A 23,350-nucleotide genomic window follows, 5' to 3' on the forward strand; every position below is an offset into this window, starting at 1 on the left:
GGCTTAAGCGTATTTATCTACAGCAACGTCATATACACGCCGCATTCCCTCTTCAAGGGAAAGTTTAGGTTTCCATCCAAGGTCATTATTCACATAGCTCATATCGGCATATCGGGAGTGAACGCCAACAGGCTTATCCAGTAGTTTTTTGATGTCGGGGTTGTAGCCTGCAAATGAGGTGAAGATCTCAATTATTTCAAGGAAGGAGGTGAGTTTGCCGCTTCCTATATTAATGGCACTTCCATCTGTAATTCTTTCCATAGCATATAACGTGCAATCCATAACGTCTTCAATGTGAACAAAGTCTCGACCTTGCTCACCGGTTCCCCATACCTCAAAAGGATTTTCTTTGAGTGCTGCCCGTCGTGCAATGGCCGGAATAGGATAGGAAAGGTTCTGGTCTTCTCCATATCCTGAGAACGGACGAATACAGGTTACAGAAAGTCCATAATGTTCTGCAGCAGTTTGCGCGAGATATTCCCCGGTGAGTTTAGACCAACCATAGGTCATGTCGGGCTGTCCCATCTTTTTAAAATCGATATCACTTTCACTGAGCGCGATCGCATCAGATTCTGTCTGTAGATCTACGGGATATGCTGCACTTGAGCTGGGGTATAATACACGATTGGGTTTTTGTCGGCATACCCAGAGGAAAAACTCGGCATCAATGGAGAGGTCAAGAGCCACCATCATTGGATCACCATCAATTTTGGCACGGCCGCCTACAATGGCCGCAAAATGAAATACGTCCTTGAAGCGTGTAACATGCAACCCATAAGTATCCTTAATATGATTTTCATTATCGAGCATGGCTCTTATGAAATAGCGTGCATCCTGTTTCAGGAAAACCATTCGCTTATCTTCTCCAAAAAATTCCAGTCCGTTTTGCTTCTCGACCGGAGTACCCTCAGGAAGCCATGTTGATGGGTGAGTCCCTACGGAGAGATCATCAATAAAAAAAATAGTGTCATTAGTGCTTCTGTGAAGACGTTTTACAAAATTTCTTCCGACAAATCCACATCCGCCGGTAATTAGATGATAGCCCATATTGATTGTTTGTTTTTGATTTTAGCATAAGATAGGGATTTTAGTAAAAAGCCTTTGAAAAAGAAGAAATAGTCTTGAAAAATCCCGTTCTTAGCGGTGCATTTAAATTCAAGAAATCCATGAGATATTTTATTCTATTTATAGTAACTGCTATAACTTCAACATTAACTTTGGCCCAATCCCTGACTGTAACAGAATCTTCGGTTACTGCCCGTAATGGGGTGAATCAATATACGATCTCAGGCCACCAAATTGCCATCGAAGGCAACGATCTTAGATTTGCTGGAACTGCAGCATCTTCATCAGTGAATAATCTGACAGCTATTTCTGCAGTATTGAAAAGTTCTTCAATTAATATTCACGCCGGAAACGGTGATGAATTGTTCAGCACTTCATTTAATATAGAGAGTGATGATGCCTCAGCTAAGATCTATGCAAAGTTGAATGGCGGATTTGTTGTAAGAGAGAACATTGCGAATTTTTTATTCTACAATTCCCTCGGCAGCGTCAAGCAGTCTATTTCAAACAGTTCGCAAAGTACAGAAGGGGAGTCGATCTCTGAGCTTGCTTCAGATCCTGCATTTAGAACAGTGGTACTGTATAATCCTAAGGTTGTTAGTGGAGGAGTTGAGGGGTCTCGGGCCAAAGTTGTGAATAGTGATCTGACATCAACAGATATTTATTACAGTAGCAACAGAGCCATTCGTACCGTAAAGGTTTCAGATAATGGGCAATTTATTGCGATCGCAACCTATAGCCCTGGAACAGATAACATAGTGGTAATTACTGACCGTTTTGGAAACGATCTTGCTGAGATCAATTTTGATCAAAGTGTGGAAGATGTGGTGATCTCTGAAGATGGGGGTTATGTGACCATTCGTTCCAACGGTAGGATGGGAGTATATTCTGTGAGGAATGGCGAACGAAATGGCAGTGCAAGTTTCAGGTCTACATTGTTGTATGCTGAATATGTTCCGGAAGATCAAACGGTGGTTGCACTTACAGGTTCCCGATCAGGTTCAGCACTTACGGGTGTAGAAGTTCATGTAATAAATGTAGCAGCACGAGCTATTCAGCGACAGAGTTTCAATACTTCGTTGAGCATGACAGATCTGATACCTCTGAGTGTATCCCGAAAGGGAACATATAGATACTCATTGTCAGGGTTGAGTAAAACCCTTGATCTAAATGCTAGTTTTTAGGAAGTGTAAGGATATAAAAAAAGCCCCGCGCATTAACTATGAATGTGCGGGGCTTTTTAATTTCAGTTGATCATATTGATCAGACTTCCTTTGCTTCCTCAGAAGCATCCTGTTCTTCCTGATCAGCATCTTTAGTTTCAGAAGAGGCTTCAGTATCAGCTTCTGTCCAGTCAAAATCCAATCCGTCTCTGGATTTATTCATCTTGATCTTGATCACGGAACCTTCGTTATGCCTGTTTTCGAGGAGTTCTTCAGCCAAGGGGTCTTCGATGTATTTTTGGATTGCGCGCTTAAGCGGGCGGGCTCCATATTTTTGATCAAAGCCTTTATCGGTGATAAATTCCTTAGCTGCTTTGGTTACCTCAACAGTAAAACCAAGTTCCTTGATTCTGCTGAACAGCTCTTCATTCAACAAGTCTATGATCTGGTAGATATCGCCTTTTTCAAGCGGCTTGAAGGTAATAACGTCATCAATTCTGTTTAGGAATTCAGGATTGAATACCTTTTTCAATGCATCCTGTATCGTGGATTTCATTTTGGCGTAATCAAAAGGAGAGTCATCGGTATCAAACCCGATTCCTTTACCCATATTACGTATATCACGAGCTCCAATATTTGAAGTCATGATGATGATCGTATTTCTGAAATCAACTTTACGTCCAAGGCTGTCAGTCAGTATTCCATCATCCAGTACTTGTAATAAAATATTGAATACATCAGGGTGAGCTTTTTCAATCTCATCAAGAAGAACAACACTGTAAGGTTTGCGTCTTACTTTCTCAGTTAAAACACCACCTTCTTCATATCCAACATATCCCGGAGGAGCTCCTACTAAGCGGGAGACAGAAAATTTCTCCATATACTCGCTCATATCAATACGAACGAGCGTGTCTTCTTTGTCAAATAAATACCTTGAAAGCACTTTGGCCATCTCGGTTTTACCTACACCTGTTGGTCCCAGAAATATAAAGGAACCAATTGGGCGGGATGGGTCTTTTAAGCCTGCACGTGTTCGTTGAATGGCCTTAGTAAGCTTAACAATAGCTTCTTCCTGCCCGATAACTTTTCCGGAGAGACTTTCTTTCATCTTTAAGAGCTTTTGCCCTTCCTTCTGAGTGATCTTGTTTACGGGAACACCACTCATCATAGCAATTACCGAGGCTACATCTTCTTCCTTAACATCATAAACGATGCTCTCAGACTCTTTTTCCCATTCACTCTGTGCGATCTCAAGCTCTTCAATAAGCCTCTTTTCTTTATCACGGAGTCGGGCCGCTTCTTCAAAGCGCTGCTTTTTAACCATTGAATTTTTTTCTTCACTGGTAGTCTCGATCTCTTCCTCGAGATCAATGATATTTTGAGGCACAGTTATATTTGAAAGGTGAACACGTGCACCTGCTTCATCCAAAGCATCAATTGCTTTATCAGGTAAAAAGTGATCGGTTACATAGCGATCCGTTAATTTTACACAAGCTTCAATGGCCTCATCAGTGTATCGTACACTATGATGTTTCTCATATTTTGGCTTGATCTGATTTAGAATTTCGTTGGTCTCTTCAGGTGTGGTAGGATCTACCATGATCTTTTGGAATCTGCGTTCCAAAGCACCGTCCTTTTCAATAAACTGCCTGTATTCGTTCAGTGTGGTTGCTCCAATTGCTTGAATATCTCCTCTGGCAAGAGCAGGTTTCAGCATATTTGAAGCATCAAGTGAGCCACTTGCACCGCCTGCTCCAACTATGGTGTGGAGCTCATCAATAAATAGAATGACATCTTCCGTTTTCTCGAGTTCTGTCATCACGGCTTTCATGCGTTCTTCAAATTGTCCGCGATATTTAGTTCCGGCAACAAGGGCAGCGAGATCTAGAGCAATCACGCGCTTATCGTACAGTACACGTGATACCTTTCGTTCCACAATTCGGGTAGCTAAACCCTCAGCAATGGCAGTTTTACCAACACCCGGTTCACCAATTAGGACAGGGTTGTTCTTCTTACGTCGACTCAATACCTGAGCAACACGTTCAATTTCTTTTTCCCGGCCAATAATTGGGTCGAGACGTCCTTCTTCAGCGAGTTCAGTAAGGTCACGCCCAAAGTTGTCGAGTACAGGGGTTTTTGATTTTTCCATTTTCTTTTCTCTTGAACTTCCTGATCCGGTTGGACCTTTTGAGGAGGAAGCACTCGCGGTCATGGATGAAGCATCACTTTGGTCTTCGCGGGATTTTCCTGATATGATATGATCAAGTTCTTCACGAACCGCATCATAGGAGATACTGAATTGTTGAAGGATCTGAGCAGCAATATTTTCATCATCTCTCAATAGAGACAAGAGAAGATGCTCAGTTCCGATGGTATCACTTTTGTAAAGCTTCGCTTCCAGGTAAGTAATTCTTAGAACTTTCTCGGCCTGTTTGGTAAGCGGGATGTTACCAACCTGAACAGAACCGCCTGTTCCGCGCACGGTGTCTTCTATAGTCTTTTTGAGTTTAAAGAGATCACAATCAAGATTTTTCAAGATCCTGACAGCTACTCCATCACCTAAACGTACAATTCCTAATATTAGATGCTCTGTACCGATGTAATCATGTCCTAACCTGAGAGCTTCCTCTCGGCTGAATTGTATAACATCGCGAACTTTGCTTGAAAAATTTCCCTCCATCTGACGTATTCCTTAAATCCTTTTTTGTCTAAAAATGTTCTTATGTGATTCGGATAAAAAAACGAATGAAACACAGCTTTAGTTCATTACTACTCGAAGGTAGTAGGGCGGTATAGTAAATGCAAACTAAATGCAATAACGAAGTATTAAAATAATGAGGTCCCGGTCATCGATTCGGGCTGTTCAATACCCATAAGCTTTAATACTGTTGGAGATACATCTGCAAGTATTCCGTCTTTTAATGTAACCTGTTCCGGATAATTTACTAAAATAGCCGGAACTAAAGCCGTGGTATGGGCAGTATGCGGGCTCCCATCTTCTTTGATCATGCAGTCTGCATTTCCATGATCTGCAATTATCAGAGAATGATATTCGTGCTTATTTGCGGTCTCTATAACTCTCTTGAGTTGTATGTCAATGGTCTCAACGGCTTTGATAGCTGCTTCCATTACTCCTGTATGCCCAACCATATCCGGGTTGGCATAATTGAGTACCAAAAACTGATATTCTTCTGAAGCCAATTTCTCGCAAAGGGTGTCTGTAACCTGCTCAGCATTCATTTCAGGTTGAAGATCATAAGTTGCTACTTTAGGACTTGGAATTACAATCCGGTCTTCTCCTTTGTTCGGGGCTTCCACTCCGCCGTTGAAAAAATAGGTGACGTGTGGGTATTTTTCAGTCTCTGCAATGCGAAATTGTTTCACGCCCTTCTTACTGAGCCATTCCCCCATGGTATTGGCAAGCTCCTGAGGAGGGTAAGCAACATGTGCGAACCGGAAGGTTTCATCATAAGAGGTAAAAGTGGTGTAGTGAAGATCAAGGTCTTCCACTTTAAACTTATTAAAGCCGGGCTCATTAAGGGCTCTTGAGATCTCTCGTGCCCGATCTCCTCTAATATTATAGAAAATGACTGTATCACCTTTCTCAATACGTGACTTTTGAGAATTATCAAGGAGGATAGGTTTGATGAACTCATCTGTTACTCCATTATCATAGGAGGATTGGAGTCCTTGTTCAGCCGAGCTGAATTTTTCCCCCTCTCCGTGTACCAGCAGGTCATAAGCAAGCTTAACGCGTTCCCAGCGATTATCACGGTCCATAGCATAATAGCGTCCAACTAAGGAAGCTAATTTCCCTACACCAATTTCAGATGCTTTAGCCTCTAATTCTTTTGCATAGTGAAATCCACCGTTGGGGGAGGTGTCTCTGCCGTCTGTGAACGCATGAATAAAAACATGCTTGATCCCATGTTTTTTGCAAAGCTCAAGCAGTGCAAACAAGTGTTCGTTATGGCTGTGAACCCCTCCATCCGAAAACAAGCCCATGATATGGATCTTATTACGGGATTTGGCTTTTTCAACGGCTTTTAAAAGTTCTTCGTTTTCGAAGAAAGAGCGGTCCTTGATGGCTTTATTGATTCTGGAAAGCTCTTGCCACACAATTCTTCCGGCACCTATGTTAAGATGGCCGACTTCTGAATTACCAAACTGACCGTCGGGTAATCCAACGTTCTCACCACTTGCAGAGAGCTTTGAATGAGGACAAGTTTGGAAGAGCGAATCTATGAAAGGCTTGTCAGCTTTATCAATAGCGCTGACGGTTGGATCTTCAGCCAACCCGAATCCATCTAAAATTACGAGTAACGCTTTCGATTCAGGGTTGGCCATCCAACTAAACTTACAGGTTGTTTACGTACTTGGTAAGCTGTGCTTTCTTGCGAGCTGCGTTATTTTCGTGAATGATTCCTTTTACACTCATTCTGTCGAGGTAAGAGACAGCATCTTTGAGCGCTTTTTCAGCTTCTTTTTTGTCAGAAATCTCATATACATTTTTTATCAGCGTTCTCATTTTAGAACGACGACTTCGGTTGTGATTTCTTCTTTGCTCAGCCTGGCGTACGCGTTTTTTGGCTTGTTTGGTTATTGGCATTGCGAAATATGCTTTTGAAATTAATTATTCCTCGAATTTTTTCGAGAATCCAAAATTAAGAGTTATGAAAATATTAAACAAGAAATGATTGAATAATTAACAATATAAGTTTAATTTAACTGATCTGTATGATAGTCGTAATAGATGGGCCCGCAGGATCGGGTAAAAGTTCAACAGCTAAAGCCGTAGCGGCAAAACTTCAGATTCAGTTTCTTGACTCGGGAGCGTTGTATCGCGTGGCTACCTTGGTTTATTTGAACTGCCAAAAAGATTATCAAAAGTTCTTTGAACAGCTTGAAGAAAGCGAGATTTCCTTTCATTTCAAAAAGAAAAAATTCCACGCTTTTCTGGATGGTCGTGATGTAAGCGACGAGATCCGAAGCATGGAGATTTCTGAGAATGTTAGTGAGGTCGCCTCAAACTCTGATGTTAGAGCTTTTGTAAATCAACTCATGCGAGAAGTTGTTAAGCAAAATGTTTACATCGCGGACGGAAGAGACCTTGGAACAGCTGTTTTTCCGGATGCAGACCTTAAATTTTTTATGGTTGCAGATCTGGAAACACGAGCAAAGCGTAGATTTGAAGAAGTAAAGAGCAGTGGTAAAAATGTTACACTGGAAGAAGTGAAGCAAAATATTGCTGCGAGGGACGAAAAGGATTCTAACAGGAGTTCTGATCCCCTGAAAAAGGCAGACGATGCTATTTTGATCGATACTTCTGAAATGACATTTGAGGAACAAGTTGCTTTTATCAGCACTGAGATCAAAGAAGTGATAGCATCACAAAACAAAACTTAAATTTTAACTTATCCCACAGTTGAAAGTCAATTGTGAGGTAAACCAATAACCAATTATAATGACTGAAGAATTAAAACAAGAACAAAACGAACAAGAAGCAGCCGAAGAAACGGTTGACCAAACTACGGAAGTTGCTGAAGCAGAAGAAAATGAAGAAGCTACAGCTGAAGAAACTGCCGCAGAAGAGAGAAAAGAAACTCTTACCCATGTGTACTCCGGTGATGTAGAAGGAGAAGTCTTCAAACTTGAAGATCTCCAGCGCCCATCTGATGAATATACTGATGATGAGTACAATGATATGGTGGGTATGTATGAAGATACCCTCAATGAAATTGAAGAAAAAGAAATTGTACAGGGACGTGTAGTTTCTATTGATGAGAAATACGTTGTTGTTGATATCGGATTTAAGTCTGAAGGTATCATCCAGGTTAACGAATTCTCTAATGAAGCCCTCGAAGAAATGGAAGTGGGCGATGATATTGAAGTATTCCTGGATAGAGTTGAGGACAAAGAAGGTCAGCTTATCTTATCTCGCCGTAAAGCAGATATCTTACAAGCATGGGAGAAAATTGAAGCTTCTCATGACGATGGTGATATCATTGAAGGTTACATCAAACGCCGCATTAAGGGTGGTATGGTTGTAGATGTGTTAGGTATCGATGCATTCCTTCCCGGTTCGCAAATTGATGTACGTCCGGTTCGTGACTTTGATGCTTATGTTGGCAAGACCATGGAATTCCAGGTAGTGAAATTGAACATGGCTGCAGAAAACGTAGTTGTTTCTCACCGTGCGCTTATCGAGTCTGATCTTGAAGAGCAGCGTGAAGAAATTCTTGAAACTATTGAGTCCGGTCAGGTTCTTGAAGGTGCTGTTAAAAACATTACAGACTTCGGTGTATTCATCGATCTTGGTGGTGTTGACGGTCTTCTTCACATTACTGACCTATCTTGGGGCCGTGTGGATGATCCGCACGAGATCGTGCAGCTTGACCAGCGCTTAAATGTTGCTGTTATCGACTTTGATGAGAAGAGCAAACGAGTTTCTCTTGGACTGAAACAGCTTCAACCGCATCCGTGGGAAGCTATTAATGAGAAATATCCTGAAGGAAATAAAGTTCAGGGTCGCGTTGTTTCTATCGCTGATTACGGTGCTTTCATCGAACTTGAAAAAGGTGTTGAAGGTCTGATCCACATTTCTGAAATGTCATGGACACAGCACATCAAGCATCCATCTCAACTAGTTGAAAAAGATGATGTGATTGAATGTATAGTGTTGAACATCAACGAAGAAGAGAAGAAAATTTCTCTTGGTGTTAAGCAACTGGAAGAAGATCCATGGGCAGATATCCTGGAGCGATTCCCTGTTGGTTCAAAACACACAGGTGTTGTTCGCAACCTTACCAACTTTGGTGTATTTGTTGAGCTTGAGCCCGGAATTGATGGCTTGATCCACGTTTCTGACCTGAGCTGGACTGAGAAAGTTGATCACCCAAATGAAGTGGTTGACAAAGATCAGGAGATCGAGGTTGTAATCCTTGGCGTTGATTTCGATAACCGTCGAATCACCCTTGGCCACAAGCAAGTGGAAGACAACCCTTGGAAGAAATATGCTGTAGAATACGCACCCGGTAACACTGTTGAAGGTGAAGTTGTTAAAACAACTGAGAAGGGCGTATTTGTTAAGCTTCCATTAGGTGCTGAAGCATTCCTGAACTATAGCAAAGCAACTGAAGCCGACCACAAGGAAGGCGACAAGATAGAAGATGCTTTTGTTCTGAACTTCGATGAGAACAACAAAAACATTGAGTTAAGTCAGCTTGATTCCGATAAGGACAAAGCCAAAAAGGCTAAGAAGAAAGTAGATACATCTAAAACAGAAACCGGTGCTCCAACACTAGGTGAGATGTCTGGATTGGCTGCTTTGAAAGCTGATATGGAAGAAAAAGAAAAAGCCGAAGCTCAGGAAAAAGCTGATAAAGCTAAAGCCAAGAAAAAGGCTGAAGAAGCTAAAGCTAAAAAGGAAGAAGAAGAGACTTCTGACGAAGAAGAATAATCTTTTCCTTAGATAACTAATTAAAAAGCCCCGCAAGTTAATTTGCGGGGCTTTTTTTATGTCTTTAGAATTTATGGAATCAATTATATTTCTTTTGAAAGAGTGAAAACAGTTCTTCAATAAGTTCGTATCATATGGTTATGAAGATCAGGTGTTCCATATTTTTTACGCTTCTACTTACCTTTTCCATTTCATTGCAGGCTTATGCAGTGCCGGAAAGTGTGTCAGTTAACGCTGAAGCTGAGATACAATCGGCTGATGAAAAGTCTTCTGAACCTTCTGCTCAAAACTTTTTATTCGCTGTCCACCATCAAAGTGAGAGAGCGTTAAGTTCGTCAACTTCGAATACGTTACTTACAGCTGAAGATCTTACTGAAGAAGATGCGTACGGAAAACATATAACTGAGAAGTTTAGCCGTTGGTTGTCCTCTGACTATCTTGAGAGATTAGAAAAAAGAGAAGTCAGTCTGACAATAAAGAAACGGATCTTTCCCTTTCATTCCCACCTCTGAAATATCCATTGTTCTGATACTCATTTCAGAATAATTAATAGCCCGATCAAGAAGTAATACCCTTTTAATTTGCTATAAACCTAATATTAATAAGGGAATGTCTTATCAATACTAAAATTTTATTACAATGGATATAGATTTAACCACGATCATAATATCAGTGATCGCAATTTTATGCTTTGCGATCCCTATTGGATATGATCAATTAAAGAACAGATCAAAAAAAGGTTAACCTGTTTTATCTGAAACAAAAAAGGCTCACTTCTTTTAAGGAAGTGAGCCTTTTTTTTGTAACTCTTATGTTAAAAAATACCACTAAGGAACCTGAACAGTATTCATGATCTTAGTCACGATATCCTCTGAATTAATGTCTTCGGCTTCAGCCTCAAAGGTAGGAATGATGCGGTGACGAAGAACATCCATTGCTATGGTTCGTACATCTTCAGGTGTAACATACGCCCGGTGTTCCATAAATGCATTTGCTCTTGATGCAAGATTGAGATTGATGGTAGCTCTTGGAGAAGCTCCAAAACTGATGAGGTCTTCAAGATCGTCTAAGTTATAATTCTTAGGCTTTCTTGTAGCAAACACAAGATCTACAATATACTGTTCCACCTTCTCATCCATGTAGATCTCATTTATAGTTTTACGGGCAGCCAGTATTTTTTTTGGGTCTACTACTTTGTTCAGCACTTCTTTCTCACCGGTCTTTGCCTGCATCCTCATGATCTGCATTTCCTCTTTTTCGGTTGGGTAATCGATCTTGAGTTTAAGCATAAAACGGTCAACCTGTGCTTCAGGAAGTGGATATGTTCCTTCCTGCTCCACCGGATTCTGAGTTGCTAATACCAGGAAAGGTTCCTCAAGTTTGAATGTTTCTTCCCCGATCGTAACTTGTTTCTCCTGCATGGCTTCGAGTAGGGCACTTTGAACTTTAGCCGGTGATCGGTTAATCTCGTCTGCTAAAATGATATTTGCGAAAATAGGACCCTTCTTTACAAAGAAATCTCCTTCCTTTTGATTGTAAATGAGCGTACCGATAAGGTCAGCAGGAAGTAAGTCCGGTGTGAATTGAATACGTTGAAAAGCTGTATTTAACACTGTTGCCAAACTTGAGACAGTTAGTGTTTTAGCCAGTCCGGGTACTCCCTCAAGCAGTACATGTCCGTTGGTAAGTAATCCTACCAAAAGCCTGTCGATCATGTAACGCTGGCCAATGATAACTTTATCTAACTCTTTTCGGATGTCTTCAATAAATGCACTGTCTTTCTCAATTTTTTCAGTCAGTGCTTCCATGTCAATTGCGTATTCGCTCATTTTCTGAATTCTTTTTTAGTATTAGCTGATGATATGATTATTTTCTCGCCTTAAAAAAGTAAACAAATATAATAAATGGACAATGGACGTTTTACAATCTTTTTTGTTAGGGATTATTCAGGGGTTGACTGAATTTTTACCAATCAGCAGTTCAGGGCATTTGGTACTTGGTAAACAAATTTTGGGGGTTGAAGTTGAGACGGGTATTACTTTCGAAGTTATTGTCCATTTTGGAACGTTATGCAGTATCCTCATTTACTATCGGAAGACGATCCTGAATCTTTTAGTTTCAGGTTTAGGTTTTTTAAAGGCTCCTTCAGCTAAAAAAAATGATCCTAATGTGAAGCTTATCGGATTAATACTTGTGAGTATGATTCCCGCTATGGCTGTTGGCTTTACACTGGAAGATCAGGTGGAGGCAATTTTCTCCGATCCGCTATTGGTTTCTGTGATGCTGATCGTAACCGGTCTGATCCTATTTTCGACAAAATTTATTGGGTCAACAGAAAAGGATGTTAATCTTTCCAGCAGCTTTCTGATCGGTATTGCACAATCCTTTGCAATGATTCCCGGTATCAGCAGGTCAGGTTCAACCATTTCCGCTGCACTCTGGCTTGGTGTTAAAAGAGAAGAAGCTGCTAATTTCTCATTTCTGATGCTGATTCCTGTTATAGCAGGAGCTATGCTGCTTGAAGTAAAAGAACTTATTGAAGTAGGAGTTTCGGATGCTGCGCTGATCAATCTTGTTATTGGTTTTCTGGCAGCATTTATATCTGGGTATTTTGCCCTTAAATACCTCATTATAATTTTGAAAAGAAAAGGCTTTCATTACTTTTCTTACTACTGTTGGTTAGTGGGTGGTATAGGGTTGGTCTATTTCATCAGATGATCCTGACCTGAAGTTTAAAATTGAATAATTATGAAAAATAGGGCATCATGTTCTTGAAGGCGGAAGCAAATATGGCTACCTTTGACGCTCACAAAATACTTTATATATGATCGTTTATTTATTCATCATGTTAGCAGTCTTGGCTGTAGGTTCGGCTTTGGCTATGGTTATCAATAAAAATGTGGTAAACAGTGCCTTGTTTCTTGTTTTGAACATGGTTTCTCTTGCCGGTATTTTTCTCATCCTCAATGCACAGTTCCTGGCAGTTATACAAGTATTGGTATATGCCGGCGCAATCATGGTATTATTCCTGTTTGTGATCATGTTATTGAATGTAGGGGATGAAGAAAAGTTGTTTGATAAGTTCAGGATCAAGTACTTCCTGGCATTCTTTTTGGCAATTGGCGTAATGGGTCAGATCTTTTACAGCCTTGCCGGTGTTACGGATATGCTGCCTGCCATCTCAGAAAATATGGCAACGTTAGGAACTGTTGAAGCTGCGGGAGATGTACTTTATACCAAGTATTTATTGCCTTTCGAATTAACCGCAATTCTATTAACTGCAGCAGTTGTCGGAGCATTAATGATCGCACAACATAAAATTAAAAGAACAGAGAATATTTAATTATGGTAGGAATTGATTGGTTTTTAGGTCTTAGTGCTATCATGTTTACAATTGGCATTGTAGGGGTATTGATCCGCAGAAATGCCATCGTAATTTTTATGTGTGTTGAATTAATGCTGAATGCAGTGAATTTATCTTTGGTATCTTTTGCCAGTCATCATGGCAACATTGACGGCCAGATCCTTGTTTTCTTTGCATTAGCTGTTGCCGCTGCAGAGGCTGTTGTTGGTTTAGCTATCATCATCGCTATCTTCCGAAATAACCTTTCAGTTGATGTGAGTAAGATCAACTTATTGCGCTGGTAGTAATCCTTTAACGAAGAGTATTAAAAGAAAAAAGCCTTCTTGAAATCAGGAAGGCTTTTTTTATAGCAATTTTTTTGTTTGGTATTTGTACTTTCTGGATATAAAAAAATAATAGGGATGTTATGATATATAGATTATTTGTACTCATTATATCGGTAGGTTTATTTGTAGGATGTAATTCTTCTGAAAGACTTCTGCAGAAAGGGCAATATGACAAGGCCATTGAGAAGGCTGTTAAAAAGCTTCGGAAAAAGCCTAACAATGATAAAGAGTTATACGTGCTTAAAGAAGCTTACCTGAAAGCGAATAGCTTTGATATGGATCAAATTGAGTTTCTTGAAAGAGAAGGCAGAGAAGAGAACTATGTTAGAATATATCATCTTTATCAGCGATTGGATAATCGTCAGGATAGAATTAAAACGCTTCCAACAGTTCTAATGGACGAATTTACTCTGATAGATTATGATGAAAAATTGATAGCATCAAAAGAACAGGCAGCAGAAATTTCTTATAAAAGAGGGATAGAATATCTCGAATCAGGTGGAAGAGAGAATGCCAGAAAAGCCTACTATGAATTTGAACGTGTAAGAGATATTTATTCAGATTACAGAGATGTAAATGAAATGTTACGCGAGTCTCAGTATTTGGGGACGAATCAAGTTCTTTTTATAACTGAGAATAATTCGGAAGTAGTATTGCCTGCTCGTTTTGAATCTGAGCTTTTGAAAATAGGCTTAAGCGATCTAAATGACCGGTGGATTCAATACAGTGTATCTGAAGATGAAGAGGTCCAGTACGACTATTTTATTGTGTTAAATATCAATAACATCAGTGTGACTCCTGAGAGACTGGAAAGAAAGAGCATCACAGAAAAAAAAGAGATACAAGACGGCACAAAGTACGTTTTGGATGAAAGAGGAAACGTGAAGAAAGATTCACTGGGGAATGATATAAGGGAACCAAATTTTGTTACTGTTTCAGCTGAAATTTCTAAAGTCAGACAAGTAAAAGAAGCGATGGTAGGAGGGACGCTAGACTATGTAGACCTCAGAACCGATCAATTGGTGAAGACAGAAAACGTGGGAATCACAGCTGTATTTGAGCATTTTTCTGCTTCTTTTTCAGGAGATGAACGTGCGTTATCTGGAGAATCCAGGGATATGATCAATTCTGAGATCATTCCATTTCCAGGCAATGAGGCAATGCTCCTGGATGCGGCCAATTTACATAAGGAGCATACCAAAGAAATAATGTACAGAAACCGGAACTTATTGAGTTCAACCTATTAGTTGATCTGATCGCCCTTCAAAACATATAACCTGCAGTGAAGTAGACCCCATATCCTTCTTCTGAGAACCCTACATCTCCCCGAAGAATAAAGTTCTCATTAAAGAAGGATGAATTCCCTCCAAATCCGAGAGTGTACTTAAGGTCGTTAAAGATATTGTTCAGAGCGGCTCCATTGCTAAAGGTTCGTCCAATATCAGCAAATAAGGTGCCCCCAAGTTTAATATTGTATTCGGGAAACTCCCAAAGCCAGGTGCGAAGTTCTGTGTTCAGAAAAATCACATTGTCATCCAAAAACCTATTCTCAGGATAACCTCTCATGGTTTCTTCGCCCCCAAGATCAGCAAGTTTCCAATAGGGGAGAGAACCATAGGTATGGATGAAAGAGAGGCGGTTGGCAAAGGTAATATCCCTGACAAAGTGAAAAGGTATATAACCTCTGAGGTCGCCTTCAACTGTTATGTAATTATAACCGCTTCCGATAACCTCGTTAGCTACCTGAAAACCGACATTGGCATAAGACCCTGTACTTGGGTCGAATTCATTATCGCGATTTTCCCATATCAAGCCTGAACCTAAACTTATAGTATGAGCCCCATCAATTCCGGCCGGCCTGTCTTGTACTATCAATTTCCCGTCATTTTCTCCCAATGGAGTCCTGTAGTTGGTGTTCAAGATCCCGTAAACATCCAATGTAGAACCGTTATTGAGGTCGGCAATGGGTCTTCTTAGTATAAGTTCGATCTCAGAAGTAAAAGATTCATACAAGTAATACTCAGGATTTCCCTCAGGTTCTAAGTCTATTTTATTATAAGAGCCGATACCATAGTATTGATTCTGAAAAAAGCGGGATACAAAAGCCGAAAAACTCAACCTTTGATCGCTTCCGAATACTTGTGGTTTATCAAAGAAAAAAGAGCTTGCGAACAAACCGTTTGTTGATGCTAATGCAAAAACAGTAAAATAGGAGTGAAATGGCTTTATCTCGTTTTTGTAACTATACCTACTCATTATTCCTCCGCCAACTAAGCCCCAATCAGAATTGTAAGCAAGTGCAGGTAATAGAGCTAGTTCTACAGAATCGGTTACTGCCGGGCTTGGTTCAGATGTTGATTGTGCATTTAAGGAAGTTGTTAAACTTATCACCGCCACAATTAATACCAGGGTGAGGGCAGGCAGTCTGAAGTGTTGGTGATCTTTCAATTGTAATTATTCTTTTTGGGTTGAATAAACTATACCCAATAAGATATCCAATCCTTAGGATATTTAAAGCAAGACAACCAAAATTGCTACTAAAAACCCAAATAGGATAAAAGCCAAAGCTGCACTCATAGATGCGGTAAAACCGTCAGATTTGACTTCTCTGCCTTCCATGGCAAAACTTGGAAGAATTCCTTTCATAGGGTTATTGGATAGTGCTGCGAGTTTATTAGCAAGCTTTAAGGCACCGTTCTCGGCAACTCCGAATAGGTTATTTGGTGTCTCCACAAAAACGGTTCGAACAATTGCCGCAGGGCGCCGATAGAACCAGTCAGTGTCCAAAGAAATTGTTGAAGATAGATTGAGATGTTTTTTCAGGAACCAGAACCCAACAAAAGCCAATACAAGGATCTGTGTCATCTCCACGAAGTTATATATCGAAAATGGCTGGAAGTCGGTTGGGTAAGGAAGCTGACTGTATAGCAACTGGGGAGCTACGCCAAAAAGGATACAGAAAAAAGCTCCTATTCCCATAGCTGCTTTCATATTCGTCGGGATCGACGAAACTTCAAATTCAGTTTTCTTCTCAGCAAACCAGGTGAAGTAAGGAAGCTTAAGTCCGGTATGAAGAAAGGTTCCTATGGTAGCTATAAGTAAGAGTAAAATAGGCCATTCTAAATGTGCATCACCAAGTGCTCCTGAGATCATGGTCTTGCTCACAAAGCCATTAAGGAATGGCATTCCTGATATGGATAGAGCACCAACCATATAAAGTCCAATGATCAAGGGCATTTTTTTGGCAAACCCACCCAGTTCACTCAGCTTACTGGTTCCGGTAGTATGAATAACAGCACCGGCCGCCATAAATAGAAGGGATTTATAAATAATATGATTAAACGCGTGAGCAGTAGCTCCATTTAAAGCCAACTCTGACCCAATGCCAATGGCAGTTACCATATATCCGATCTGACTGATAATACTGTAGGCCAGAATTTCCCGAATGTCGTTTGCAAGCAGAGCGTAAATAGTTCCGTATATAGCCATGACCACTCCAACCCAGATCAGGATCTCCCAACCGGGGAAGAGACGGATCATTACGTAAACGGCAGATTTAGTAGTAAGCGCACACATGAAAACTGCGCCTGTAATGGTTGCTTTGGGATAAGCATCGGCTAACCATGCATGCAACGGAGGCACCGCAGTATTCAGTGCTACACCTAACAACATAAAGATATTAGCCGCTGTGTAAGCGGGATCTATACTTTCGATATATAATGACCCGCCACTGCTAAGATGTAGTAAAATTCCTGTGAACAACAATCCACCCCCAAAAATATGAACTAATAGATAGCGCATTCCAGCTTTGGCGGATTCTTCATTTTCTCTTGCCCAGATCAGGTAAGAAGAAGCGGCTGCCATAATTTCCCAGAAGATAAAAAGGGTAAAGAAATCTCCGGCAAAAGTTACACCTAAAGCACCTCCGGCATAAGCCAAAGCTGAACTTTGCTGCCCAAGGTCTTTGATATGAAAAGCATATACCCCACCTATGATTGTTGTAAGTGCGAATATAAGTCCAAAGATCCTGCTCAGTCCGTCAACGGCCAGGAGCTCCAATTCATAACTTGCGAAAGATGCCTGAAGAAGATTTCCTTCCGGCATAGTCCAAACCATTCCTAATGCAACCAAAGGAAAGATTATGAAAACCGTATTTCTGATACGCTCCGGAATAAGAGGAAGCAAGAAAGCTCCCAGAATAAGAATAATAGCAGGGACAGAAAGAAGCTCAAGCATCATAATAGTCTTCGTCGCTTAAGATGAAAATTTTACCTAATCCTTTGGAAATAAAAATCAAAGCGGCACACCCAAGTCCACCCCAAAGTGCATAAAATGCAGGGATATGATTCCACCAATGGGAAGCATAATCCGCAAGGTATGTGAATTCCAGAATCAGGCTCGCAATAAGTAAACTACCAAGTGCTATCCAGTGCCAGTTTTTCATAATTACAATGGATTAAAAATTGTGGATGCTACCGAAGTGGCCATTTCAAAGAAGTTGAAGAACAGGTCGGGATTCAATCCAAATAAAATTGAGAGTATTGCGGTACTGAACAAAGGAACAACCATAAATGGCGAAGCTTCGGTATGACCTTCAAGCTCAGGACCTCCTTTGCGGAAATAGGCTCGGTGTATGATGGGAAAGAAGTATCCCACATTTAATAACCCGCTTACTACTAAAATGATAACAGGTAACATCATTCCGCCTTCAAGTGCTCCGGAGGCGAGGTACCATTTACTTACGAATCCGTTTACAGGAGGAATCCCCGCCAGTCCCATAGAGCCAATGGTAAATGCAGCCATGGTCCATGGCATCACTTTGGCAATACCGTTCAATTCACTGATATCCTTCTTATGAAGATTAACCATAATGGCTCCCGCACAGAAGAAGAGGGTGATCTTCATTGTGGCGTGAAAGGAAATATGCATGATACTTCCGATCAAACCTGTTTCGGTCAAAAGCGCAACGCCCAATACGATATAGGAAAGATGTCCTACGGTAGAGTATGCAAGTCGTCGTTTTAAATTGTCTTGTGCAAAGGCAAGGAGGGAAGCTACAATTACGGTAATTCCGGCCAGTACCATCAAAATTTCGTTGAGGCCGAATTCAGCCATTACCTCTGGACCAAAGATAAACCCAACTACACGGATCACTCCAAACACACCGGATTTCACTACAGCTACAGCATGAAGCAATGCACTAACTGGGGTTGGTGCCGCCATCGCGGATGGAAGCCAGCTATGTAAAGGCATAATTCCGGCCTTCACTCCAACACCGCCAAGAAACAGTATAAAAATAGTTACAGCCATTGTTTGAGAGAGCTCAACACCTTCAAAGATCCCGCCGGCCTGAAAATCAAGGGTTCCAGTGAGGGAATAGGTGATCCCTGCAGCAGCGATCAAAAGTAATCCGGCTGTTAAGGTATAGGTAAGGTATTTACGTCCGGCTGCAATCCCTTTCTTGGTTTCGCTGTGAATTACGAGCGGATAAGTGGCCAGGGTCAACATCTCGTAAAAGATGATGAAAGTCAGAAGGTTGCCGGAAAAGGCAATACCGATGGTAGAACTCAGACATATGGCAAAACTGGCAAAGTAGCGGGTCTGTTTTTTCTCATGGTGACCGCGCATATAGCCGATGGAATAGAAAGAAGTAAAGATCCAGAGTCCGGAAGCTATGAGTGCAAAAAATACTCCGAAAGTATCCGCTTTAAGCACCAGCGGAAGATTTGGAGCAATTTCAAGTAGTTCCAGTTCAATGGTGTTTCCCTGAAGAGCTGAAGGTAATAATGTAAGTACCAACAGGAATTTGATCACACCGGCCAGGATGGTCCAGAACTCACGGAGATTCGGTTTCTTCGAACTCAGCAAGATGAACGGCACCGCAGCCAGCGATACAAGAACAGCATATAAAGGGATGTACGTAAGATCCATCGTTTATTTATCTATTTAAAATCCTGCCGGAAACATGGTGAAAATTATATTTACGATATAGACATTGAAAATACCCACCAGCAACAACCCGATCGCCATCACGGCCATAGGGAACATCATGCTGAAACCGACTTCATCTCTTTCAACTACTTCAGTTTCTTCTGCTGACTCCGTGTCCGGATTATTGAGATATACTTTTTCTAAAATTCGGAAGAAATACACGGCGTTCAGCAGAGAGCTGATCAGAATGACCGAGAGTAACAGCCAGTTGCTGTTGTCAATGGTTCCCAGTGCCAGATACCATTTTGAGAAGAATCCGGCGAGTGGTGGAAGTCCTACCATGGAAATTGCTGCGGTAGTAAAAGCAGCCATTGTCCAGGGGTACTTCTTTCGGTATGAGTTATCAAATTTCGTGATAAGAGAGTGCCCTTCTTTCAGCCTCATACTTCCTGAAACAAGGAAGAGTAGTGCTTTCATCATGGCGTGGTTTAAAATGTGAAGTACAGCTCCTATAAAACCAAAAGGATTAGCGAGGCTAAGCCCCATAATAATATATCCGATTTGTGAAACCGAACTATAAGCTAGCATCTTCTTCATTTCGCTCTGCGCGATGGCCATAATGGAACCATAAAGAATCCCGATTCCTGCAAAAATTCCAATAATCGTTGTAACCGGCAGCTGATCGTCGATCAGTTCAACTCCGAACAGGAACAGTACCACTCTAAATAAAATATAAGCTGCAACTTTGGTACCTATAGGTGCTATTAACGCGGAGGAGGTAGAGGATGCAAATGTGTATGAATCCGGCAGCCATCCGTGAAGCGGGAATAAAGCGGCCTTCACACCAACACCAATAACCATGAGAATAAGCGCTGCGATCACCGAAGAGTGTCCAATAACCTGAGGCAGCATGGTGTGCATATCAATAATGTTCAACGTGCCGGTAACGGTGTAAAGAAAACCAACGCCTAATAGATAAAGTGAGCCACCCACGGTTCCGATGATCAAATAACGAAATGCTGAATACGGGGCTCGTTTCTCTCCGATCGCGATCAACGCATAACTGGAGAGTGAGGAAATTTCGAGAAATACATAGAGGTTAAAAAGGTCACCGGTAAGTACCATTCCGTTAAAGCCAAGCATCAATAGCATGGATACGGTGTAGTAAGCCAGTTTCTTTCCTGGGAATTCGACCTTACTGATCTCTTTGGAATGAATAAGTACCAGGAAGGCAATGGCGTTAATAACCAAAACGATGAAAGCGGCTAAGCCATCATATACAAACTCGATTCCGATCGGGGGCATCCACCCGCCAAAGAAATAACGAATGGTTTCGCCAGTTTGGATGAGGTGTATAAATCCCCAGGCAGAGAAAAATGTAGCCAAACCGGTTCCGAGCAAGCTCAGGTGCCAGATGATCTCACGTTTCCATAGTCCGATGACTGGAATCAGAATCGCAAAAAGGATGTATGTGACGGGTATTAACGCCGGTATTTCGGATCCGATCATTGAATCTTATCTAAAAGTTCTTCTTCGTTAAGGGTGCCGTAGCGATTATAAATATTGATGATCAGCGCAAAAGCAACGCCTAAAGTTGCTACACCCACTACAATAGCTGTAAGCATAAGAGTGTGGGGAAGGGCATTCATATAATTGGATACTTCAGTAACAGGGAGCCCATATGCTTTTACGGGTACAGTGGCTCCTTCTTTCATGGCCACAGATACAAAAAACAAGATCACACCGGCTTGAAAAATGGACAATCCGATGGTTTTCTTTACCAGATTCTTTTTCAAAAGCATTCCATATAGTCCAATTGCTAATAGAATGATGGTAAACCAGTATGCATAATGCCCCATAAAGAAATCAAGCATAATCTTCTCCTTTCACCATGTTATCGTAAATAAGTGTTAGTACGGTCATTACAGTTAGGCCGATCCCAAGTTCAATGATAAGAATACCCCAATAACGCAGATCTGCTGCTTCAAGACCCGGAATGGAAAGCTGTTCGTAGTCGAGGAAGTATCCTCCCATTATCATTGCTAATAAACCGGTTCCGAAATAGATAACCACACCAAGTGCAGCATAAGGGGTTGCCAAATAATCTTTAAATTGCAGGTTGGCGATCTTGGTACCACTTGCAATACGAATTAAAAGAAGTGAAGCCGCCAGTAAAGTACCACCCTGGAACCCTCCTCCGGGAGAGTAGTGACCGTGGAAGATCACATAAAATCCAAAAACCATGATATATGGACTAAGGAACCGAGTACCAAATAAAATAATAGGACTTGGAGATCTATTTGTCATTGTCTTCTCCTTCTTCTTCCTTTCGGTTTCTTAGTAACAAGAACACGATCAGGCCTGCCGTGAAGATCACGATCTGTTCGCCAAGGGTATCAATACTACGATAGTCACCTAAAATCACCGTTACAATGTTGGGAGTGTGAGCATCGTTGTAGGCCTCTTGTATATAATAGTTGCCGGGCACAGGGGTTCCTGTCATGCTCACTTCCTGATTCATCTGGTTATCAGCATCTCCGCGATACGGCAGATCTGCTGCTGCAAAAAGCAGCACAAGAGTAAATGCTATGATCAAAAGTAATTTTAGGTACTTCAATCTTCTGTTTTATAAGTGGTTTGATAAATTGCAACGATCAATAAAATTCCGGTAACACCGGCGCCGACTACCGCTTCGGTGAATCCCACATCAACGGCTCCCATAGTGGTAAATAATAATGCCATTAAGAAACTGAACATGGTCAACATTACGGATGCGACCAAAAGATCTTTACTCTCCAGTGCGATAACAGCTGTGATCAATAAAAAAATGAATAAAATGAGTTCAAGTTCCCAATACATCAGTCTTCCGTTTTGTCTTCTTTGTTATCAGGAAAAACAGGCTTAAGTCCTGCATTAAGTGCGGCACGGGCTAATGCGTGGGCTCCAATGGGATTAGCCAATAAGATGAACAATAGGATCAGAAACAGCTTTCCGCTGTTGATCGTAAGCCCTTCAAAAATTATAAGACCTATAATTACAAGCATCATTCCGAGCGTATCACTTTTACTGGTAGCATGGGTGCGGGAATAAAAATCCGGCAGGCGAATGATCCCAATGCTTCCGATCAGCAAGAAGAAAATACCGGCTGCTACAAATACTATGGTCAAAATGGAGGTTATATCAATCATCGTAGCGGACATTTACTCTTTCAGATGAGAAGTACTTGGCGATGGTAAGTGATCCGATAAAGCCAAGAATGGCGTAGGCCAGTGTGATGTCTATAAACATCCCAATGCGATCGAAAATGTATCCGATCAAACAGATCAGAACAATAGTTTTGGTGGCAATTGCATTTGTTCCAACCAGTCGGTCAAAAACAGTAGGGCCCTTCACCACACGATATGCCGGAAAGGCAATAATTGCGGTCAAAATAACGGCAGTATATAGGAAAAATGAATCCATTAGCTCAGTTCCTCCTTAGTATAGATCACTTCAAAATCTGAAACCACTGGATACATTTCATTTGTGAATAATTTCAATACTTGTTGGGGCATTTCATCACTGGCAATACCTTCAAATGAAACTGGAGAAATAGCATGTACAATAAATTCATCTCCGCGAATATCTACGGTTAGTGTTCCGGGAGTTAAGGTGATGGAATTTCCAAGAATCATTTTACAATGGGGATTGGGAAAGTTCACTTTAAACTTAACCATGGAAGTTTTAATAGGAAGTGAAGGACTCAATAAGATCTTTGCTACATGAACTCCGGATATAACTATCTGAACTATAAGCCAGCCAAAATACCACGGTGCATAAAACAAGCGAATATCCTTGATTACATCGGTTTCGCCCTCAAAATAGGAGTTAGCTTTGAGTTTATAATTGATCGCCATTACAATACCCACACTAATCACACCCATTAATGTGTGGGTAATATCAAAAAAGCCACTCATTATGTACCAAAAAACCATCAGGCTAATAAAAGAGACAATCAGGCTTTGAGCAGATATTGACTTCAAGATTTATGGGTATTAATTGT

Annotated in this window: 25 protein-coding genes; 8 read left to right on the top strand and 17 right to left on the bottom strand. The window is 41.1% G+C overall.

The features are described from left to right. Positions 1 to 3 precede the first annotated feature (3 nt). Complete coding sequence (locus ACFSVN_RS11890) at positions 4 to 1,047, bottom strand: NAD-dependent epimerase/dehydratase family protein (RefSeq protein ID WP_390302928.1); 1,044 nt, start codon at positions 1,045 to 1,047, stop codon at positions 4 to 6. Positions 1,048 to 1,121: 74 nt separating this feature from the next. Here ACFSVN_RS11890 and ACFSVN_RS11895 point away from each other — a divergent pair, with 74 nt between their 5' ends. After that, a complete protein-coding gene (locus ACFSVN_RS11895; protein ID WP_390302931.1) occupies positions 1,122 to 2,249 on the top strand; it encodes a hypothetical protein in 1,128 nt (375 codons plus the stop codon). 79 nt (positions 2,250 to 2,328) lie between these two features. On the opposite strand, the gene ACFSVN_RS11900 is transcribed toward ACFSVN_RS11895, so the two are convergent. From ACFSVN_RS11900 to rpsT, 3 genes are all read right to left on the bottom strand, one after another. Continuing rightward, the gene (locus ACFSVN_RS11900; protein WP_390302934.1) at positions 2,329 to 4,908 is read right to left on the bottom strand and encodes an ATP-dependent Clp protease ATP-binding subunit; all 2,580 of its coding nucleotides are present in this window, start codon (positions 4,906 to 4,908) and stop codon (positions 2,329 to 2,331) included. A gap of 146 nt (positions 4,909 to 5,054) precedes the next feature. Beyond that, complete coding sequence (gpmI, locus tag ACFSVN_RS11905; protein WP_390302937.1) at positions 5,055 to 6,575, bottom strand: 2,3-bisphosphoglycerate-independent phosphoglycerate mutase; 1,521 nt, start codon at positions 6,573 to 6,575, stop codon at positions 5,055 to 5,057. A 10-nt stretch (positions 6,576 to 6,585) separates the two neighbouring features. Continuing rightward, positions 6,586 to 6,837, bottom strand: coding sequence for a 30S ribosomal protein S20 (rpsT, locus tag ACFSVN_RS11910; RefSeq protein WP_390302940.1), 252 nt, complete (start codon positions 6,835 to 6,837; stop codon positions 6,586 to 6,588). A 128-nt stretch (positions 6,838 to 6,965) separates the two neighbouring features. On the opposite strand from rpsT, the gene cmk reads away from it, so the two are divergent. The 3 genes from cmk (at position 6,966) to ACFSVN_RS11925 (ending at position 10,199) form a co-directional block, all read left to right on the top strand. Then, entirely contained in the window at positions 6,966 to 7,634 is a 669-nt protein-coding gene (gene cmk, locus ACFSVN_RS11915) for a (d)CMP kinase (RefSeq protein WP_390302943.1), read from the top strand. A gap of 58 nt (positions 7,635 to 7,692) precedes the next feature. Beyond that, complete coding sequence (gene rpsA, locus ACFSVN_RS11920) at positions 7,693 to 9,687, top strand: 30S ribosomal protein S1 (RefSeq protein ID WP_390302946.1); 1,995 nt, start codon at positions 7,693 to 7,695, stop codon at positions 9,685 to 9,687. 140 nt (positions 9,688 to 9,827) lie between these two features. Then, positions 9,828 to 10,199, top strand: coding sequence for a hypothetical protein (locus tag ACFSVN_RS11925; RefSeq protein ID WP_390302949.1), 372 nt, complete (start codon positions 9,828 to 9,830; stop codon positions 10,197 to 10,199). A gap of 315 nt (positions 10,200 to 10,514) precedes the next feature. Here ACFSVN_RS11925 and ACFSVN_RS11930 read toward each other — a convergent pair whose 3' ends face one another. Continuing rightward, positions 10,515 to 11,516 carry an AAA family ATPase gene (locus tag ACFSVN_RS11930; protein WP_390302952.1) on the bottom strand — a complete coding sequence of 334 codons (1,002 nt, stop codon included), beginning with the start codon at positions 11,514 to 11,516 and terminating at the stop codon, positions 10,515 to 10,517. Between the two features lie 82 nt (positions 11,517 to 11,598). Between ACFSVN_RS11930 and ACFSVN_RS11935 the strand changes: the two genes are divergently transcribed. The 4 genes from ACFSVN_RS11935 to ACFSVN_RS11950 all read left to right on the top strand — a co-directional run bounded on the left by ACFSVN_RS11935 (position 11,599) and on the right by ACFSVN_RS11950 (position 14,624). After that, the gene (locus ACFSVN_RS11935; protein ID WP_390302955.1) at positions 11,599 to 12,405 is read left to right on the top strand and encodes an undecaprenyl-diphosphate phosphatase; all 807 of its coding nucleotides are present in this window, start codon (positions 11,599 to 11,601) and stop codon (positions 12,403 to 12,405) included. 106 nt (positions 12,406 to 12,511) lie between these two features. After that, positions 12,512 to 13,030 carry an NADH-quinone oxidoreductase subunit J family protein gene (locus tag ACFSVN_RS11940; protein WP_390302958.1) on the top strand — a complete coding sequence of 173 codons (519 nt, stop codon included), beginning with the start codon at positions 12,512 to 12,514 and terminating at the stop codon, positions 13,028 to 13,030. Positions 13,031 to 13,032: 2 nt separating this feature from the next. Continuing rightward, positions 13,033 to 13,335, top strand: coding sequence for an NADH-quinone oxidoreductase subunit NuoK (gene nuoK, locus ACFSVN_RS11945; RefSeq protein WP_390302961.1), 303 nt, complete (start codon positions 13,033 to 13,035; stop codon positions 13,333 to 13,335). Between the two features lie 122 nt (positions 13,336 to 13,457). Continuing rightward, positions 13,458 to 14,624: a tetratricopeptide repeat protein gene (locus ACFSVN_RS11950; protein WP_390302964.1), complete on the top strand. Its 1,167-nt coding sequence runs from the start codon at positions 13,458 to 13,460 to the stop codon at positions 14,622 to 14,624. A gap of 16 nt (positions 14,625 to 14,640) precedes the next feature. On the opposite strand, the gene ACFSVN_RS11955 is transcribed toward ACFSVN_RS11950, so the two are convergent. The 12 genes from ACFSVN_RS11955 to ACFSVN_RS12015 form a co-directional block, all read right to left on the bottom strand. Next, positions 14,641 to 15,825 (bottom strand): BamA/TamA family outer membrane protein, encoded by a 1,185-nt coding sequence (locus tag ACFSVN_RS11955; protein WP_390302967.1) that lies wholly within the window; start codon positions 15,823 to 15,825, stop codon positions 14,641 to 14,643. Between the two features lie 63 nt (positions 15,826 to 15,888). Then, positions 15,889 to 17,616 (bottom strand): Na(+)/H(+) antiporter subunit D, encoded by a 1,728-nt coding sequence (locus ACFSVN_RS11960; RefSeq protein ID WP_390302970.1) that lies wholly within the window; start codon positions 17,614 to 17,616, stop codon positions 15,889 to 15,891. Then, entirely contained in the window at positions 17,606 to 17,821 is a 216-nt protein-coding gene (locus ACFSVN_RS11965) for a hypothetical protein (protein WP_390302973.1), read from the bottom strand. Before ACFSVN_RS11965 ends, ACFSVN_RS11960 begins: the two co-directional genes overlap by 11 nt. 2 nt (positions 17,822 to 17,823) lie before the next feature. After that, positions 17,824 to 19,308: a monovalent cation/H+ antiporter subunit D family protein gene (locus ACFSVN_RS11970; RefSeq protein WP_390302976.1), complete on the bottom strand. Its 1,485-nt coding sequence runs from the start codon at positions 19,306 to 19,308 to the stop codon at positions 17,824 to 17,826. Positions 19,309 to 19,323: 15 nt separating this feature from the next. Next, on the bottom strand, positions 19,324 to 20,817 hold the full coding sequence (locus ACFSVN_RS11975; protein ID WP_456237590.1) for a complex I subunit 5 family protein: 1,494 nt from the start codon (positions 20,815 to 20,817) through the stop codon (positions 19,324 to 19,326). After that, positions 20,814 to 21,182 carry a cation:proton antiporter subunit C gene (locus ACFSVN_RS11985; RefSeq protein WP_390302985.1) on the bottom strand — a complete coding sequence of 123 codons (369 nt, stop codon included), beginning with the start codon at positions 21,180 to 21,182 and terminating at the stop codon, positions 20,814 to 20,816. Before ACFSVN_RS11985 ends, ACFSVN_RS11975 begins: the two co-directional genes overlap by 4 nt. Beyond that, positions 21,175 to 21,615: an MnhB domain-containing protein gene (locus ACFSVN_RS11990; protein ID WP_390302988.1), complete on the bottom strand. Its 441-nt coding sequence runs from the start codon at positions 21,613 to 21,615 to the stop codon at positions 21,175 to 21,177. Before ACFSVN_RS11990 ends, ACFSVN_RS11985 begins: the two co-directional genes overlap by 8 nt. Further along, entirely contained in the window at positions 21,605 to 21,925 is a 321-nt protein-coding gene (mbhE, locus tag ACFSVN_RS11995; RefSeq protein WP_390302991.1) for a hydrogen gas-evolving membrane-bound hydrogenase subunit E, read from the bottom strand. The genes ACFSVN_RS11990 and mbhE overlap by 11 nt, the downstream gene beginning before the upstream one ends. Next, a complete protein-coding gene (locus ACFSVN_RS12000; protein WP_390302994.1) occupies positions 21,922 to 22,167 on the bottom strand; it encodes a Na(+)/H(+) antiporter subunit B in 246 nt (81 codons plus the stop codon). Before ACFSVN_RS12000 ends, mbhE begins: the two co-directional genes overlap by 4 nt. Further along, the gene (gene mnhG / locus ACFSVN_RS12005) at positions 22,167 to 22,508 is read right to left on the bottom strand and encodes a monovalent cation/H(+) antiporter subunit G (protein WP_390302997.1); all 342 of its coding nucleotides are present in this window, start codon (positions 22,506 to 22,508) and stop codon (positions 22,167 to 22,169) included. Before mnhG ends, ACFSVN_RS12000 begins: the two co-directional genes overlap by 1 nt. Continuing rightward, positions 22,489 to 22,770 carry a monovalent cation/H+ antiporter complex subunit F gene (locus ACFSVN_RS12010; RefSeq protein ID WP_390303000.1) on the bottom strand — a complete coding sequence of 94 codons (282 nt, stop codon included), beginning with the start codon at positions 22,768 to 22,770 and terminating at the stop codon, positions 22,489 to 22,491. Before ACFSVN_RS12010 ends, mnhG begins: the two co-directional genes overlap by 20 nt. Next, positions 22,770 to 23,330 carry a Na+/H+ antiporter subunit E gene (locus ACFSVN_RS12015; protein ID WP_390303003.1) on the bottom strand — a complete coding sequence of 187 codons (561 nt, stop codon included), beginning with the start codon at positions 23,328 to 23,330 and terminating at the stop codon, positions 22,770 to 22,772. The genes ACFSVN_RS12010 and ACFSVN_RS12015 overlap by 1 nt, the downstream gene beginning before the upstream one ends. Between the last annotated feature and the right edge of the window lie 20 nt (positions 23,331 to 23,350).

It is taken from the genome of Gracilimonas halophila (genome assembly GCF_042684365.1).
GTDB lineage: Bacteria > Bacteroidota > Rhodothermia > Balneolales > Balneolaceae > Gracilimonas > Gracilimonas halophila.

What these genes read in the sequence shown, in the direction of transcription:
- ACFSVN_RS11890 (WP_390302928.1), bottom strand. Translation starts at nt 1,047, where the DNA reads ATGGGCTATCATCTAATTACCGGCGGATGTGGATTTGTCGGAAGAAAT.
- ACFSVN_RS11900 (WP_390302934.1), bottom strand. Translation starts at nt 4,908, where the DNA reads ATGGAGGGAAATTTTTCAAGCAAAGTTCGCGATGTTATACAATTCAGC.
- gpmI (WP_390302937.1), bottom strand. Translation starts at nt 6,575, where the DNA reads ATGGCCAACCCTGAATCGAAAGCGTTACTCGTAATTTTAGATGGATTC.
- rpsT (WP_390302940.1), bottom strand. Translation starts at nt 6,837, where the DNA reads ATGCCAATAACCAAACAAGCCAAAAAACGCGTACGCCAGGCTGAGCAA.
- cmk (WP_390302943.1), top strand. Translation starts at nt 6,966, where the DNA reads ATGATAGTCGTAATAGATGGGCCCGCAGGATCGGGTAAAAGTTCAACA.
- rpsA (WP_390302946.1), top strand. Translation starts at nt 7,693, where the DNA reads ATGACTGAAGAATTAAAACAAGAACAAAACGAACAAGAAGCAGCCGAA.
- ACFSVN_RS11925 (WP_390302949.1), top strand. Translation starts at nt 9,828, where the DNA reads ATGAAGATCAGGTGTTCCATATTTTTTACGCTTCTACTTACCTTTTCC.
- ACFSVN_RS11930 (WP_390302952.1), bottom strand. Translation starts at nt 11,516, where the DNA reads ATGAGCGAATACGCAATTGACATGGAAGCACTGACTGAAAAAATTGAG.
- ACFSVN_RS11935 (WP_390302955.1), top strand. Translation starts at nt 11,599, where the DNA reads ATGGACGTTTTACAATCTTTTTTGTTAGGGATTATTCAGGGGTTGACT.
- ACFSVN_RS11940 (WP_390302958.1), top strand. Translation starts at nt 12,512, where the DNA reads ATGATCGTTTATTTATTCATCATGTTAGCAGTCTTGGCTGTAGGTTCG.
- nuoK (WP_390302961.1), top strand. Translation starts at nt 13,033, where the DNA reads ATGGTAGGAATTGATTGGTTTTTAGGTCTTAGTGCTATCATGTTTACA.
- ACFSVN_RS11950 (WP_390302964.1), top strand. Translation starts at nt 13,458, where the DNA reads ATGATATATAGATTATTTGTACTCATTATATCGGTAGGTTTATTTGTA.
- ACFSVN_RS11960 (WP_390302970.1), bottom strand. Translation starts at nt 17,616, where the DNA reads ATGATGCTTGAGCTTCTTTCTGTCCCTGCTATTATTCTTATTCTGGGA.
- ACFSVN_RS11965 (WP_390302973.1), bottom strand. Translation starts at nt 17,821, where the DNA reads ATGAAAAACTGGCACTGGATAGCACTTGGTAGTTTACTTATTGCGAGC.
- ACFSVN_RS11970 (WP_390302976.1), bottom strand. Translation starts at nt 19,308, where the DNA reads ATGGATCTTACGTACATCCCTTTATATGCTGTTCTTGTATCGCTGGCT.
- ACFSVN_RS11975 (WP_456237590.1), bottom strand. Translation starts at nt 20,817, where the DNA reads ATGATCGGATCCGAAATACCGGCGTTAATACCCGTCACATACATCCTT.
- ACFSVN_RS11985 (WP_390302985.1), bottom strand. Translation starts at nt 21,182, where the DNA reads ATGCTTGATTTCTTTATGGGGCATTATGCATACTGGTTTACCATCATT.
- ACFSVN_RS11990 (WP_390302988.1), bottom strand. Translation starts at nt 21,615, where the DNA reads ATGACAAATAGATCTCCAAGTCCTATTATTTTATTTGGTACTCGGTTC.
- ACFSVN_RS12000 (WP_390302994.1), bottom strand. Translation starts at nt 22,167, where the DNA reads ATGTATTGGGAACTTGAACTCATTTTATTCATTTTTTTATTGATCACA.
- mnhG (WP_390302997.1), bottom strand. Translation starts at nt 22,508, where the DNA reads ATGTCCGCTACGATGATTGATATAACCTCCATTTTGACCATAGTATTT.
- ACFSVN_RS12010 (WP_390303000.1), bottom strand. Translation starts at nt 22,770, where the DNA reads ATGGATTCATTTTTCCTATATACTGCCGTTATTTTGACCGCAATTATT.